Consider the following 14,005-nt stretch of genomic DNA (forward strand, 5'->3'; position numbering starts at 1 on the left):
TATGTCCTTCCTACAACTACAAAATTTTCTATATAAAATAACAGACTCATATGCGTCTCAATCTTTAAGATTTGTCAGACTCTCAGAATAAACAGTCTATTAACAAATCATACCTACAGGCGAAATACTCTTTCATAAAATATATTCTTATAATAACTTTGTATATTATCAATTATATCCATCTTAAATATCAAAAAAATACATGCAACACTATAAATTATAAATATTTACTAGCTTCTTTAATACTTAGCTTATTCATTAGAGTACGATATTTAATAATAAAGTTTATTACCCATACCAAATTAGTTCTAGAATAATTTCTTAAACTCCAGCCAATTGCTTTATTAATAAAAAACTCATCACTTCCAAAACTATTAACAATTTTTTGCTCCAGCAAGTTTGTATTTGTCTTATCTTTGCGCTAGGGTGAGGGAATTCCATAAAATGTAAATAAATCTCTCATATATTTTGACGTTTTATCTGCTTTTTTAATATCTTGTTGTTTTTCAAATAACTTCTTTTATCATTGTATATTTATTCATAATATTTCCTTTAATAGTATAAACACGTGTTAACCACATTGTTAATAATGTATTTAGTCTATTCTTCAACGCCAATGATTTCAAAAATATCGTTCTTATAATAAGATTTATCTAGGTGATACTTCTATCTAAATATGCTTCAATAAATTTTTTTGAAGGGGAATAAATATTATTAGGCAGCTTTTCTATTTCAAACCAGCACCACTCATCTTGTTTATCTGGTTCCATAGCTTTTAAATCTCCATCGTAATTTTTAGCAATAATATGTATCGTTACATAGTGCTTATTTAATTGAATATCATCGACTACATTAAAAACTTCTATCTGTGAGATATTTAAATTAGTTTCTTCTTTAACTTCTCTAATTGCTCCTTCAAAAATAGTTTCATGATACTCTTGTTTTCCACCTGGTAGACACCATGTGTCCGGTTCATAGATGCCACCAGTATCAACCCCATCTTTTACCCGATGTCCTAAAAGAATCTGATTATTCTTGATTAACAAAACACCTATTCCCACTTTAATGATTTTCTCCATATTATTTCCTCATTTCTAATTGGATTTATCTAACTGTACTCTTAAGCTTCTCATGACGAGTTTGATACATTGTATTTTTAAGTTTTTTAATTATTTCAAGATCATCAGATTTATAAAAAGTGATTTTTTCTTCATTAGTGAATTGAATAAGTTCATCTTTTCCTAAAATCTTTGCTAAATTAACAACTAATGCATTCAAGGCTTTTTGATTATAATAAAAGATAATTACTTTTGCTTTTTTACAATGAATCAGTTTTCTAATTACATCTCCATCTACAATATCTAAGGAATGACCAAAAAAATAGATATAAAATTGTTCATTGTCATTTAACCATTTAGTGTAGTTATTACCTGTTTTTTTAACAATCCTTTGATAATACTTTTGAAATTCAAGATAATCATACTTATCATTATCGGTGACATTTTTAATTTCTGAGCCAATTCCAAAAACCATATTATTTTCTTCTTTTATCCTATCTTTAGCAGCAAATCCATGAATATAATGAACTGTATTTGTTTCTTTTTTATACATTCTTGTGTACGTATCAGTATAATTAAAAGAAATGAGTTTAGTTACTGGTAAATATTTAAATAATTCAATTTTCTTGGTTTTAGTATTTAAAAATCGTGTTAAATATATTTCTAATAACCATGTTAATTCTTCCAATTCTCGATATAAATGTTTCTTTGTGAGTTCTATCTGATGCTGAAAATCGGTATTATTTCCACGTTCTTCTGTTACAATCTTAAATAATTCAATTAAATTACTAGAATATCGTGAAGCGAGCATAGTTTCTTCTCGAGTATGCCAGTTAAGATTATTTGAAATATATGATAATATCTCTATTTGTTTAGCAATGACATATTCAAGATCTGACCACTTATCCCCAATCATACTTTTATTTTTTAAGACATATGTAAGCCAATAATTTTCTTTACATGCTTTGATAAATTGAGAAGTTTCAGATGTTGGAGTTAAGTTTGAAAAATATTTTATTGCTTTGGCAGAAACCGACTTTTCTTTAAAAACCTTATCTAATTTTTCTTTTAATATATCATTATATTCATTTTGATATATGAATTGATTATCCTTAAATCCTTGATAAACCGTTGCAATAGTCTTACAAAAATTTATAAAATCTTCGTAACGAGTATTAAAACCATGTGCAATATCAAAGCCGTTACCAATTACTAATATATTCTCCATCACCATACTCCCCCTTATCAATCAAAATTTTAATTTACTAATTATTATCTAACTATTTTTTACTGTCAACTATTAAATAAACCTTTATAAACAGATAGACTCAGTGCTAGGCATTTTCACCTTTAACAATGATAAGATAATAAAAAAATTGCAATAAAAATAAAATAAATATCTTCTTATTTTGAATTCTTTTGTTCTATCATTAATATTAATTTGATTAGGCATATTGATTTAGAGTCATTGAACAAGGGCTAACTTTCCAATGCTTAAGCAGTAACCACGTTTTCAAATTGTGTATAAAGTTCTGGTAGTGCTTCTAAATCCTCATTCTTTGCTTCTTTAAGCATCTTACTATCTTCTTGGATTGGATCACAATAATATTACATTATACTTTTATATTATAGCTTAAACCTAAAGCTATTACTAATATTATTAGTAATACGTATTTAATCCATAAATAAAAAAATCAAAAATATTAAACACTTTTGATTTTTCTTTCCTTATAATAATAAATTTTATCATGATCATTTATTTCCCGTTTAATTGTGCATGGTTGCCCATAAGCAACAACATTTTTAGGAATATCTTTTGTTACAATACTTCCAGCACCAATAACACTATTATCACCAATTGTAATACCTGGTAAAATAATTGTTCCAGCACCAATCCATACATTTTCACCAATATAAACTGGAAGATTGAATTGATATGCTTCTTTTCTTAATTCCGGTAAAATTGGGTGAGTTCCAGTAATAATTGTAACATTTGGACCCATCATAGTATAATCACCAACATAAATCTCAACATCATCTACTAAAATTAGATTGAAATTGGCATATACTCCTTTACCAAAATGTACATACTTCCCACCCCGATTAGCATGAAATGGTGGTTCAATATGACATCCATCACCAATCACTGCAAACATTTCTTTTAGCAATCCCTTACGTTTTTGTTTTTCTGAAGGTCTTGTTACATTATAATCATATAATTTTTCTACACACTGTAGTTGTTCTTTTAGAATTTCCGCATCATTTGAACGATAAAGTTCACCCTCATTCATTCGTTTTCTTTCATCATTAAAGCCCATGGTTTAACTCCCTTACATTTATATCTCAAATTTTAAATCCAATTATATTATAATATAGCTTTAATCAATGTAATAGTATCTAATGTTTGATAATGCTATCAAAATGTTAACTATAAATAATTTGTTCAGTGATTTAATCACTATTTCTTATCAATAATATTTTCTTTCCCCTTATTCATCGTTTCAGAAGAAAAGAATGTACCATCAAGCTTAACGATATCTGAATCTTTTTATATTCCTAAAAAAGAATAGCCACTTCCAAAATCATCCATAGAGTAGTTGAATCCAGCCTAATGAATTTTCTCAATAATTTTACTAAAAACTTCTAGTTAGGCAAAGACCATTGTTTCAGTCAATTCTAATTCAAGATATTTAGTTGGGAATCTATGGTACATGGCCATCTCTTCCTTCTTATTACCGCCTAAATTAAGAAAGCGCTTTTATGACTATATAATCATATATGCCCCTTTAACTAATGGTAAAGCTATAAAAGTATTTCTCATTGACATTGAACTACATTTATTTTAATCTTCCTATATAAACAACCGTCTTATTCTCCATTACTAACTGTCCGTTATTGCTATATTTATCAAATACATTTTCTAAGGCAGCAATGTATTCAAAATAATTCTGATCAGTTTTTTTTAAAGAATATGAACCTGAGATACAGCGCTTAATAAAACCCTTCTGGTCAAAAAATAAAGGATTTGGAAACTCCATACGCTTATAGTGCATATCAAAAAATTCCTTTATTCTTTCATCATCGCGTTTAATCCCGCCATTAAAACCAACAAAGTTTTGGCAATACTGTTTATAAATTTGAAAGCACTCTTGATTCAATGGTGACTCCATTTCTCGTACATTCCAAACCAATGCTACCCGCCCTTCTAATTTTAAGATTCTCTTACATTCTCTTTTAAACTCATGAACATTGAACCAATGAAATGCCTGAGCAGATATAATAAAATCAACAGAACTAGTATCTAACGTAGTATTACCAGCAGTTCCATTGATAGCATGCAATTTATTATATTTATTTAATTTATTGACTAATTCATTTCTCATATCTTTATTAGGTTCGACACAAAAAACCTTACTACCTTGTTCTAATAACAGCTTTGAAAATTTACCAGTTCCAGCACCTATATCTGCGATTATCGATGTTGATTTAAAACCATAGTCAGTATATAACTTTTCTATTAATATAGTCGGGTACTCCGGTCTACCATCCTCATAAAGATTTGCTAGGCCATCGAATTTTATTGTACTATCCATATTATTAATACTCCTTTATTGATAAGTCTTTTTTATCAGTTATTAATCTTGTTGCTTCTTCAATACTTTGCATTCCACCACAACCTCTCGTAATAACACCAGATAAAGCCATGTCATCTTTAATAAGTTCTTCTTGCACCTTTTTAGTTAAATTAACAATTTCTTGAGCCCGTTACTAGACAATTTTCTTTCATCTGTTAAATAAATGCTGTGATTGTTGCTCTTAAATAGTTTTACACCTAATTCTTCTTCCAACTGCATCAACCACCATAGCAATATCAGCTAAATTGAATATATAATTTAGACGCTTTAGTCATATTTTCTTCTCTTACGGCTACTAAAAATATGTTAAAATCAAATAACCATAAACTATCTCCAATAATAATATATTTTCATTATGCCATATCAAAAATTTATTAACAATACTAACATTAAGCAATAAACACAACGATCAAAGCATAAACTACTAAAGTGATTATCATATTCAAAGAAATGATTGCCGAAGCAAAACCGCAATCATCATTACTTTTATATAAAGGGGAAATCTGCATTGGAATAGCAAAACCAGTAGGACTCATAAAATAAATCAAAACTGCAATCATAAAAACCTTATCAATCATAAGCCCTGGAAAGAAGATAAAGAAACCAATAATCACTAGAATATAAAAAATAATTCTAGCAACTAACAATTTTAACACTGCTCCCAATATTTCCATATTGATATTCAAATCATACCCAATGATAAATAAAATTACGCCTACAATCGGTGCTGTTACTTGGGTGATTGTATTACTGTATATTCCTAAATATGAACTGTTTGATAAAAAATTATATGTACCTAATAAATTAAGTCCTAACCCCAAAATAACTGCAATTACAAATGAATTAGTTAGAATTGTTTTAATAAGTTCCCTAATCCTTGTTTCACCAGCACCCGCTCTTGCAACCATAATTGGAATAATTACAAAAGCCATAAAAACACCTGCTAAATCAAATATTACAGTATTACTTGAAGCCCCTACAATTGATAGATACAAGGGCAAAGCTACATTACCACCTTCACATGTCGTTAACAAGTAAGGTGAAATATGAGCAAATTTTTCCCCAGTAAAATTTATTATAAATCTTCCAATAAACAAAATAACACAATATGCAATAAACACATATAAAACAATAAAAATAGCTGAAGTCTCTAGCTTAGAAGTAAAAAGGATATTAAAAATCATTATTGGAAATAAAATATTAAATACTATTTTATTTGCTCCATCTTTTTGACTTGGTGTAATAAAACCTCTTATTCTTGAAAAAGTTCCTATTCCAATCATAAATATAACAGGAAATATTGTTGTTACTGCTCTCATTTAAACTCCTCCTCTAATATTTTCTTGCATTTAATTTAACATCATATTTTATTTACTTAAATACATTAAAGTCTATTTAGAAGAGGTTTTACAAATCAATCCTTAAAAAAGAATATTTTTGTAAAAAGGATTTACATTTTAAATAAAAATATTGTTCCTAAAGGAACAATATTTTCATAAACCTATTATTTTTCATTAAATAATTCAGACTTCTTTTCAAGAATTTGAGCAACAACTAAACAAGCCGGACAATCGCAATATTTAGCCCCGTTAGCTTTAATTTCTTTAGCATGGCTTTCAATATTTTTAGCATTTTCTTCACCAAAATAAGCTTTACCATTGTCAGAACCAGCAAACCTAATTAAATTATCAATTGGCATAATATCTTCTTCTAATTCAGCGATATATTTCTTAGTCTCAGCCATTTCGCTTTCTGTTCCAATCGCATTTAACCATGCTTGGGCAGCTTCCTTTGTTTCATTACTGCAAGTTGGAGCAACAATCAATTCACGTGTCTTTTCAGCAATATAATTTAATACTTCTTTGTTCATAAACTACATTCCTTCTTTCCTATAATATTTAAATATATTATACTATATTCATTTATTTGTTACAATTTATTGCATAAATTATATATTTCTTACATGGTAACTCAAGGTTATTATATTCAAATCTAAAAAATACAATCAAAATTAATAAAACAGTAATCTCCAATCCCTATATTGGTACCCTTGACTATAATAAAATGGAGATTTTATAACTTCATCTTTAATAAGATTCACAAAATCATTCATAATAAATGCCTCCATTTTTAAGTTTAATTAACTTATAATGCTGTCCCTTTTTTAGGAGTAAACAGCGCTCCCATATCCGCTCCTTCTAATTGAAGCAGTGCAATCTTTTTTTCAAGACCACCAGCATAACCAGTTAAGTTTCCGTTACTTCCAACGACTCGATGACAAGGAATAATGATTGAGATCGGATTGTGTCCAACTGCACCGCCAACAGCCTGTGCTGACATTGTTTTTAAACCTTTTTGCTTTGCTAAAACGGCTGAAATGTCGCCATAGCTGAGGGTTTGTCCATATGGTATTTCTAGCAATATTTGCCATACAGCAAGACGAAATTCACTTGCTTGAAGAGCCAAAAGAGGAATAAAATCTGGCTTTTGACCATTAAAATATAAGTTAAGCCATTCCTTTGTTTGTTTAAATACTGGTAACTCTACGTTCTTATATTCTTTTGATAAATTAGCGCCAAAATATTTTTGACCATCAAACCATAGACCTGTTAATGCTTCACCATTACTAGCTAATGTTATTGCTCCTAACGGTGAAGTATATTTAGATATGTATTGCATATTTCCTCCTTATAAATAATAATTGTTAAATATTAAATGTTTATTAGTAATATTTATTATAGCACAGATAATAAAATTATTTTAAGTTTATTTTCCATAACAAAAAATGGCTAATCACTAAGATATAGCCAAATTAAATATTTTATTGAATAATTTTAATATCTTCTTTAAGAAGATCATAACGCAATCCTTTTAAAATTAACATATAATACTTATCATTTATACTTTCAAATATAGTGTTCTTACTAATTTCTAGTTGATCGCCAACTTTAAATTCTAATAATCCTAATTTATAAGACATTTTAAACTCTATTTTCATTTTCGCACCTCTATACTGGAACTCAGTATACCATTAATATTACTTCAAAACAACAATAAGACATCATAAGTATGCTACTAATATTTATTATTGTTCTTTTTATAATTCTTTATTTAACTATATATATCTTCTTACTTGATTCATATATTGTTCATAAGCAATTCCAAACTTGCTGATACACCATTGCTCCTCTGAAAGAATAACCCAATGTATAGAGATTTGAAATAGTAATAAAATTATAAATAAGATTATTGATTGTGTTAATAATACGGTTCTTAAAAAGAAAATAAAATATGACATATACATTGGATTTCGAGAGAAACGGTAAATCTCGTTAGTATTTAAGCCATCATTTCTTGGATAAAAAATCTTTAACCAAAACAATGCACATTCCCAATCCTAACAAATAAACCAGTAGACCTAAACAAAACTGCCAAGATAAATCAATTATTACTGATAAGAAAAAATATATAAATATTCCGATATTGGCCATCTGATAAATTACATAAGCTATTTTCTCATTGCCTTGCAGTGGAGCAAAATATCCAGCCCGTTTGATTGCACCTTCGTTAATAAATGCTATTAATAAAAAAGGAATAAGTAAAATAAATGCATTCATTTTGTTTCCCCTATTTCTAATCTAACTACCCCTATAATTGGAAACATGATCATCATTACCTCTTAGAGCAACCATATGTACAAGTGTATTTATCACCAATTTCTTCACCATTACAGCAATAATGTTCTGCTTTATTCCCACGTAAAAACTGTTACTTCAATTGTAAATTCATATTCTTCATTATACCATTTTTTCACAATCAGTCGCCCGCTTTTATTAGGTTATCTAATTTTACTATAATTATAGATTTAGAACAATTGAAATCAATTTACTCGTCATAAATTATAAAAAAACAGACTTCTTTTAGGAAATCTGTTTAGTAATTATTTTTATCATGGCTATTTTGACAAACGAACTATATTTTCTATATGTGTTGTGTGAGGAAACATATCAACAGGCTGACAGACATCAGCATGATACCCAAATTCTTGAAGATACTTGATATCACGTGCTTGAGTAGCTACATCACAAGAAATATAAATTATTTTCTTGGGTTCTGCTTGAATCAAATTATCCAAAAATTCTGTTGAACACCCCTTACGTGGTGGATCAACAAAGACAACATCTAAATGCTGATCTTGATTAACTAGTTCTAGCATATATTTACCAGCATCACTACATTTAAATTCAGCATTACTAATATTATTTAAAACTGCATTATTTTTTGCATCATCAATTGCCGTTTCAACGATTTCAACACCATACACTTTTTTTACGTATTTGGCTACTGATAATGTAATTGTTCCAATTCCACAATATGCGTCTAAAACTATGTCTTCTTTAGATAAACCAGCAAATTCAATTGCTTTTGAATACAATTTCTCTACTTGGATTGGATTAACTTGATAAAAAGATTTTAAAGAAATTTTATATTTATTACCTAATAAAGTATCATAAATATATCCATTACCAAACAAAATGACTTCTTGTTCACCTAAAATTACATTATCAGTGCGATGATTAATATTTTGAATAACTGTTTTAATCATTGGAAATTCTTTTGTAATTATTTCCACTAATTTATCTATATCTTTAATTTTATTACGATAACTAATTAGTACTAACATTACTTCGTCTGTATGATAACCGTGTTTAGTCAAAATATGCTTAATATTACCTTGATGAGCTAACTTATCATATGGGTAAATTTTAAACTCTTCCATTAATTCTTTAACTCGATTAGTTATCTGATTTGATAATTCATTTTGAATATAACAGTTTTCACATGGGATGATTTCATTAGACTTTTGTTTATAGAAACCAGTTACTAAATGATTTCCTTTAACTCCAACTGGCATTTGAACTTTATTGCGATAATGCCACGGTTTTTCCATCATAATACAATCATTTACCGCCACTTTACAATTCCCGATTCTTTCTAAACAATCTTTGACCCGTTTTGTTTTATAAATCATCTGTCCTTGAGGATTAAGATGTTGTAACTGACAGCCTCCGCATGGTCTAAAGACAGAGCATTTGGGATCAATACGATATTTTGAAGTAACTTCTAATTCAATTAAACGTGCAATTCCGTAATTCTTTAATACCTTTATTACTTTTAGCCGTCCTCTTTCACCCGTAAGCATACCTTTTACAAAGTATGTAAAGTTATCAATCTTAACAACTCCTTGACCATCGTGAGTTAAATCTGTGCATTCACCATAAAAATAATCATTTTTTTTCATTTAGTCCTCCTCATAAATAAAGACGAGCCATGCTCGTCTATTGATTAGCGTTCGTATTAGCCGCACGATCAGTTGCAGCTTGATCAACTACATTAGCTCCAGTAAAAGTAATATCATCACTATTTGGATGTTTAGTACCAAATATAGGGAAATTAGTATCACCACTGCTCGTTAGAACAAACTCTACGTTGTATTGTCCACGGCCATTAGCAGTAGTAAATAAATTACTATATGCTCTACCTTCTTCCTTATTTTCACCTAAAGTATCATCTAATGTGTGTAAGGCGTTTGTTGCCAGTTGTTTAGCAGTATCTGAAGAAGTATTATCAACAAAATTCATACTAATTTTAACAATTCGACAATCTACTTCAATATTGATACTATTAACGCTTGGGTCTGCTTTGATTGCATCTTCAACTCCTGTAAATTTACTTTTGTCAATTGCAATTAAAGAAGCACAACGATCACCATAAACTGGTCCATCATTTCCTCCAGCAACAAATACATAGATGACGAACACAATAATTATTGATAGAAAAGCAATTAATGCAATTTGCCATTTCTTAATTTTAAACTTGCGTTTCTTCTTGTTTTTCATTGATTTATCTCCCCCGTTATCAGTAGGATAAGCTTTGGCATCTAAACCATCTTCATCAGCAAAGACATTGTCGTTTGAAGGTTTATCATTATTAGTTATTGATGAATTTTTAAGATCATCTTTTGATAGATCAATTGTATCATCTACTTCATCATCAAAACTAAATCTTTTTCTTTGAGACATATTTATATCCTCCTTCAACCATTGTACCAAATATAGAATTATTTGTACATTATGAAATTCTTTGTTTCAATAGTTCAATTAGTAATTTACTTGTAAGACCAGGATTAGCTTGACCACCGGTTTTTTTCATAATTTGTCCAACTAAGAATCCCACAGCTCGATCTTTACCATTGCTATAATCTTCAATTGATTGAGGATTATTATCAAGAACTTCATTAATAATTTTAGTTAATTCTTCCGGTGAAGAAATTTGTTTCATATTATTTTCTTCAATAATAATTTCTGGATCTTTACCTTCATTCATCAAGATTTCAAACACTTTCTTTCCTTGTTTACTTGAGATTGTTCCATCTTGAATATAATTGATCATTTTTGCTAAATACTCAGGAGTTATATTAGTATCTGTAATAATCAAATTATTTTTATTTAAATATGCTTGTACCTCGCCTAATAACCAGTTAGATGCAATTTTATAATGCTTAGTATAAGCAACTGTCGCATCAAAGAAATCCGAAACTTCTTTAGTTTGAACAAGTATCAATGCATCAGTTTTAGGAATTTTGTATTCATTTATGTATCGAGCTACTCGTGATTCTGGCATCTCTGGAATTCTTTCAATAATCCCTTCAACCCATTGATGATTCAATCGAATAGGTAAAATATTTGGTTCTGGGTAATATTTGTAATCTACTGCATCACCTTTAGCTCTCATTACTACAGTTTCTTTACTATCTTCATCATAACGGCGTGTTTCTTGGAGTACCTCACCACCACTAATTAAGACTTTCTCTTGTCGAGCAACTTCAAATTCAATTGCTTTTTGTACATTTGAAATTGAATTTAAATTTTTAATTTCTGTTCTTGTACCAAATTTTTCACTACCATATGGTCGAATTGATACATTGACATCGCATCTCATTGAGCCTTCTTCCATTTTAGCATCACTAACTTCTGTAAATAAGAAAATTTGTCTTAATCTTTCTAAATAGGCAGCTGCTGCCGCACCACTGCGGATCGTCGGTTTAGTAACAATTTCAATTAACGGAATACCAGCTCGGTTATAATCAATCAATGAATAATCGTCAAAGTGTAATTGTTTTGCAGTATCTTCTTCCATATGTAATCTTTCAATTTCAATTACTTGTGTTTGACCATTTACCTCAATCTTCATTGTTCCATTTCGCCCAATTGGGAAACGATCTTGCGTAATTTGGAATCCTTTTGGTAAATCTGAATAGTAATAATTTTTACGATCAAATTGTACCAGTTCATCTATTTCCATATTTAAAGCACTACATACCCGTATCGCAAATTCAACACCAGATTTATTTAGTACCGGCATTGCCCCTGTCATCCCCATATCGACGATATTGGCATTTGTATTTGGTGCCTCACCAAATGTTACTGGGGCCCCAGAAAACATTTTCGATTTTGTTTTAAGTTCACAATGAACTTCTAATCCAATAACAGTTTCAAAATTCATTCTCTCTACCCCTCTCTTGAATATTGATTTTCAAATCCTAATGCTTGTTCTAAAGCATAAGCGACATTTAATACTGTTTGTTCTTCAAATAAACGTCCCATCAGATTTATAGCAATCGGCATTCCTTCACTAAAACCAGACGGAATTGAAATACTTGGCGTCCCAGCAAAATTTCCTAAAGCTAAATGATTTTCTAAAATCAAGTATTCATCTGATAGGCGATCATCATTTGCTTCATCAAGTTTTGGGGCTACACTACCACCATTAGGAGTCAAAATAATATCATAATTATCATAAATTTTATTTAATTCTTCTACAATCAAACGACGTACTCGTTGAGCTTTTCTAAACATCCGTTCCTGATTTTCTGTAGCTAAGGCTAAATTTCCTAAAATAAAACGACGTTTAATATGAGCACCAAATCCATCAGTTCGAGAATTAATCATTACTTCGTCAGTTGATGAACCAGGTTGCCGATCACCATACTTAATTCCATCTAAGCACGAATGATTACTTGTTGCTTCACTATTAGCGATAATCGTGTAAGTTGGTAAAATTGCTTTAGCTAGATGAACTGGAATTTCTACCTCTTCGACACATGCCCCTAATTGTTTTAAGGTTGCAACTACATGGTTGAAATTATTTTTAATATCATCATTTCTAATTTCATTACTAACTGTTTTTAAAACAGCAATTTTCATATTCCTAATATCACTATTCAATTCTTTTAAATAATGTGGTACTGGCCGTGTGCTTGAAGTCATATCTCTTTCATCACGACCAGCTAATGCTTCAGTTACAATTGCCATATCACGAACATTTCGAGTAAAAGCACCTACGTGATCTAAACTTGAGGCATAAGGAATAACACCAAATCTTGAAATTCTTCCCCAAGTTGGCTTGAAACCAACTACACCACAGAATCCAGCCGGTTTACGAATTGAATCTCCGGTATCACTACCTAAGGCAAATGGAACAACCCCACTACCAACAAGTGCTGCACTGCCACCTGATGATCCTCCCGCTATCCTTGATGAATCCCACGGATTATATACAGGCCCAGTTAGAGCGGATTTGTTAGTACCACCCATTGCTAACTCATCCATACTTGATTTACCAATTAAACTAACACCTTCATTATATAATTTTTCAACAACCGCAGCATCGTAAACTGGTACATAATCCTCTAGCATTTTACTTGAAGCTGTCGTTTTAATTCCTTTAGTATTGTAATTATCTTTAAATACTCCAGGAATCCCTTTCAATATTTCTTCATCAGATATTTTAAGTTCTTTAATATTATCCATTGCTTGAGTTTTAGTGATTGTAACAAATGCATTTAAGCGATTTTGTTGAAATTCCACTTCTTTAAATAAATCATAATAATATTCATTTAAATCTATTTCTTGATTAACGATTAAATTATGCAATTCTTCAATTGAATAAACTTTCATTATCCCACCACCTTTGGTACTTTAATTTGATTATCTTGAACACTCTTAGCATTTTTTAAAACATCTTCTCGGCTTATTACATCAATCGGTTCATCATCACGTAAAAAGCATGTCTCAATTTCATAAGGATATGCTAATGGTGCCTTACCATCAGTGTCTATTTTCTCTAATACGGCAACGTGATTCATAAAAATCTCATATTCTTCTACTAACTCTGGCATTTCTGCATCAGTAATATTAAACATTGTTTTCAATCCAAGCTTTTTTAACATTTCTTCTTTATTTTCCATAA

At 29.6% G+C, this 14,005-nt stretch carries 16 protein-coding genes and 1 pseudogene; all 17 read right to left on the minus strand.

The window, feature by feature from the left end:
- Nucleotides 1-217: 217 nt before the first annotated feature.
- Nucleotides 218-406: pseudogene (locus KSU54_RS09795) on the minus strand (DNA alkylation repair protein); the annotation flags it as partial.
- Nucleotides 407-653: 247 nt separating this feature from the next.
- Complete coding sequence (locus tag KSU54_RS09800; protein ID WP_009300813.1) at nucleotides 654-1,079, minus strand: nucleotide triphosphate diphosphatase NUDT15; 426 nt, start codon at nucleotides 1,077-1,079, stop codon at nucleotides 654-656.
- A gap of 25 nt (nucleotides 1,080-1,104) precedes the next feature.
- Entirely contained in the window at nucleotides 1,105-2,286 is a 1,182-nt protein-coding gene (locus KSU54_RS09805; protein WP_008792954.1) for an AbiH family protein, read from the minus strand.
- A gap of 475 nt (nucleotides 2,287-2,761) precedes the next feature.
- Nucleotides 2,762-3,376 (minus strand): sugar O-acetyltransferase, encoded by a 615-nt coding sequence (locus KSU54_RS09810; RefSeq protein ID WP_117792172.1) that lies wholly within the window; start codon nucleotides 3,374-3,376, stop codon nucleotides 2,762-2,764.
- 519 nt (nucleotides 3,377-3,895) lie between these two features.
- Nucleotides 3,896-4,651: a class I SAM-dependent methyltransferase gene (locus KSU54_RS09815; RefSeq protein ID WP_117792170.1), complete on the minus strand. Its 756-nt coding sequence runs from the start codon at nucleotides 4,649-4,651 to the stop codon at nucleotides 3,896-3,898.
- A 4-nt stretch (nucleotides 4,652-4,655) separates the two neighbouring features.
- A complete protein-coding gene (locus tag KSU54_RS19150) occupies nucleotides 4,656-4,790 on the minus strand; it encodes a hypothetical protein (protein WP_256184929.1) in 135 nt (44 codons plus the stop codon).
- Nucleotides 4,791-5,082: 292 nt separating this feature from the next.
- Nucleotides 5,083-6,012 (minus strand): hypothetical protein, encoded by a 930-nt coding sequence (locus KSU54_RS09820; protein WP_003537832.1) that lies wholly within the window; start codon nucleotides 6,010-6,012, stop codon nucleotides 5,083-5,085.
- 185 nt (nucleotides 6,013-6,197) lie between these two features.
- Nucleotides 6,198-6,563, minus strand: coding sequence for a hypothetical protein (locus KSU54_RS09825; RefSeq protein ID WP_003537829.1), 366 nt, complete (start codon nucleotides 6,561-6,563; stop codon nucleotides 6,198-6,200).
- 275 nt (nucleotides 6,564-6,838) lie between these two features.
- On the minus strand, nucleotides 6,839-7,372 hold the full coding sequence (locus tag KSU54_RS09830; RefSeq protein ID WP_003537826.1) for a methylated-DNA--[protein]-cysteine S-methyltransferase: 534 nt from the start codon (nucleotides 7,370-7,372) through the stop codon (nucleotides 6,839-6,841).
- Nucleotides 7,373-7,514: 142 nt separating this feature from the next.
- Nucleotides 7,515-7,691 carry a hypothetical protein gene (locus KSU54_RS09835; protein ID WP_003537825.1) on the minus strand — a complete coding sequence of 59 codons (177 nt, stop codon included), beginning with the start codon at nucleotides 7,689-7,691 and terminating at the stop codon, nucleotides 7,515-7,517.
- Nucleotides 7,692-7,808: 117 nt separating this feature from the next.
- On the minus strand, nucleotides 7,809-8,075 hold the full coding sequence (locus KSU54_RS19435) for a methyltransferase family protein (RefSeq protein ID WP_199414797.1): 267 nt from the start codon (nucleotides 8,073-8,075) through the stop codon (nucleotides 7,809-7,811).
- Nucleotides 8,041-8,310, minus strand: a complete 270-nt coding sequence (locus tag KSU54_RS09845) for a hypothetical protein (protein WP_009009811.1) — start codon at nucleotides 8,308-8,310, stop codon at nucleotides 8,041-8,043. Before KSU54_RS09845 ends, KSU54_RS19435 begins: the two co-directional genes overlap by 35 nt.
- A gap of 338 nt (nucleotides 8,311-8,648) precedes the next feature.
- On the minus strand, nucleotides 8,649-9,995 hold the full coding sequence (rlmD, locus tag KSU54_RS09850) for a 23S rRNA (uracil(1939)-C(5))-methyltransferase RlmD (RefSeq protein ID WP_003537822.1): 1,347 nt from the start codon (nucleotides 9,993-9,995) through the stop codon (nucleotides 8,649-8,651).
- Nucleotides 9,996-10,032: 37 nt separating this feature from the next.
- Nucleotides 10,033-10,776, minus strand: a complete 744-nt coding sequence (locus tag KSU54_RS09855; RefSeq protein ID WP_022008190.1) for a hypothetical protein — start codon at nucleotides 10,774-10,776, stop codon at nucleotides 10,033-10,035.
- A gap of 49 nt (nucleotides 10,777-10,825) precedes the next feature.
- Nucleotides 10,826-12,259, minus strand: coding sequence for an Asp-tRNA(Asn)/Glu-tRNA(Gln) amidotransferase subunit GatB (gatB, locus tag KSU54_RS09860; RefSeq protein ID WP_008792950.1), 1,434 nt, complete (start codon nucleotides 12,257-12,259; stop codon nucleotides 10,826-10,828).
- Between the two features lie 5 nt (nucleotides 12,260-12,264).
- Entirely contained in the window at nucleotides 12,265-13,713 is a 1,449-nt protein-coding gene (gatA, locus tag KSU54_RS09865; protein WP_003537816.1) for an Asp-tRNA(Asn)/Glu-tRNA(Gln) amidotransferase subunit GatA, read from the minus strand.
- Nucleotides 13,713-14,003 (minus strand): Asp-tRNA(Asn)/Glu-tRNA(Gln) amidotransferase subunit GatC, encoded by a 291-nt coding sequence (gene gatC, locus KSU54_RS09870; RefSeq protein WP_003537815.1) that lies wholly within the window; start codon nucleotides 14,001-14,003, stop codon nucleotides 13,713-13,715. The genes gatA and gatC overlap by 1 nt, the downstream gene beginning before the upstream one ends.
- Between the last annotated feature and the right edge of the window lie 2 nt (nucleotides 14,004-14,005).

This window comes from Erysipelatoclostridium sp. MSK.23.31 (assembly GCF_019125875.1).
Lineage (GTDB): Bacteria > Bacillota_I > Bacilli_A > Erysipelotrichales > Coprobacillaceae > Thomasclavelia > Thomasclavelia ramosa.

Excerpts from the sequence above, each read along its gene's own strand:
- KSU54_RS09810 (WP_117792172.1), bottom strand. The coding sequence starts at position 3,376 with ATGGGCTTTAATGATGAAAGAAAACGAATGAATGAGGGTGAACTTTAT.
- gatC (WP_003537815.1), bottom strand. The coding sequence starts at position 14,003 with ATGGAAAATAAAGAAGAAATGTTAAAAAAGCTTGGATTGAAAACAATG.
- KSU54_RS09835 (WP_003537825.1), bottom strand. The coding sequence starts at position 7,691 with ATGAAAATAGAGTTTAAAATGTCTTATAAATTAGGATTATTAGAATTT.
- KSU54_RS09805 (WP_008792954.1), bottom strand. The coding sequence starts at position 2,286 with ATGGAGAATATATTAGTAATTGGTAACGGCTTTGATATTGCACATGGT.
- KSU54_RS09815 (WP_117792170.1), bottom strand. The coding sequence starts at position 4,651 with ATGGATAGTACAATAAAATTCGATGGCCTAGCAAATCTTTATGAGGAT.
- KSU54_RS09825 (WP_003537829.1), bottom strand. The coding sequence starts at position 6,563 with ATGAACAAAGAAGTATTAAATTATATTGCTGAAAAGACACGTGAATTG.
- KSU54_RS09800 (WP_009300813.1), bottom strand. The coding sequence starts at position 1,079 with ATGGAGAAAATCATTAAAGTGGGAATAGGTGTTTTGTTAATCAAGAAT.
- gatA (WP_003537816.1), bottom strand. The coding sequence starts at position 13,713 with ATGAAAGTTTATTCAATTGAAGAATTGCATAATTTAATCGTTAATCAA.
- KSU54_RS09820 (WP_003537832.1), bottom strand. The coding sequence starts at position 6,012 with ATGAGAGCAGTAACAACAATATTTCCTGTTATATTTATGATTGGAATA.
- gatB (WP_008792950.1), bottom strand. The coding sequence starts at position 12,259 with ATGAATTTTGAAACTGTTATTGGATTAGAAGTTCATTGTGAACTTAAA.
- KSU54_RS09830 (WP_003537826.1), bottom strand. The coding sequence starts at position 7,372 with ATGCAATACATATCTAAATATACTTCACCGTTAGGAGCAATAACATTA.
- KSU54_RS09855 (WP_022008190.1), bottom strand. The coding sequence starts at position 10,776 with ATGTCTCAAAGAAAAAGATTTAGTTTTGATGATGAAGTAGATGATACA.
- rlmD (WP_003537822.1), bottom strand. The coding sequence starts at position 9,995 with ATGAAAAAAAATGATTATTTTTATGGTGAATGCACAGATTTAACTCAC.
- KSU54_RS09845 (WP_009009811.1), bottom strand. The coding sequence starts at position 8,310 with ATGAATGCATTTATTTTACTTATTCCTTTTTTATTAATAGCATTTATT.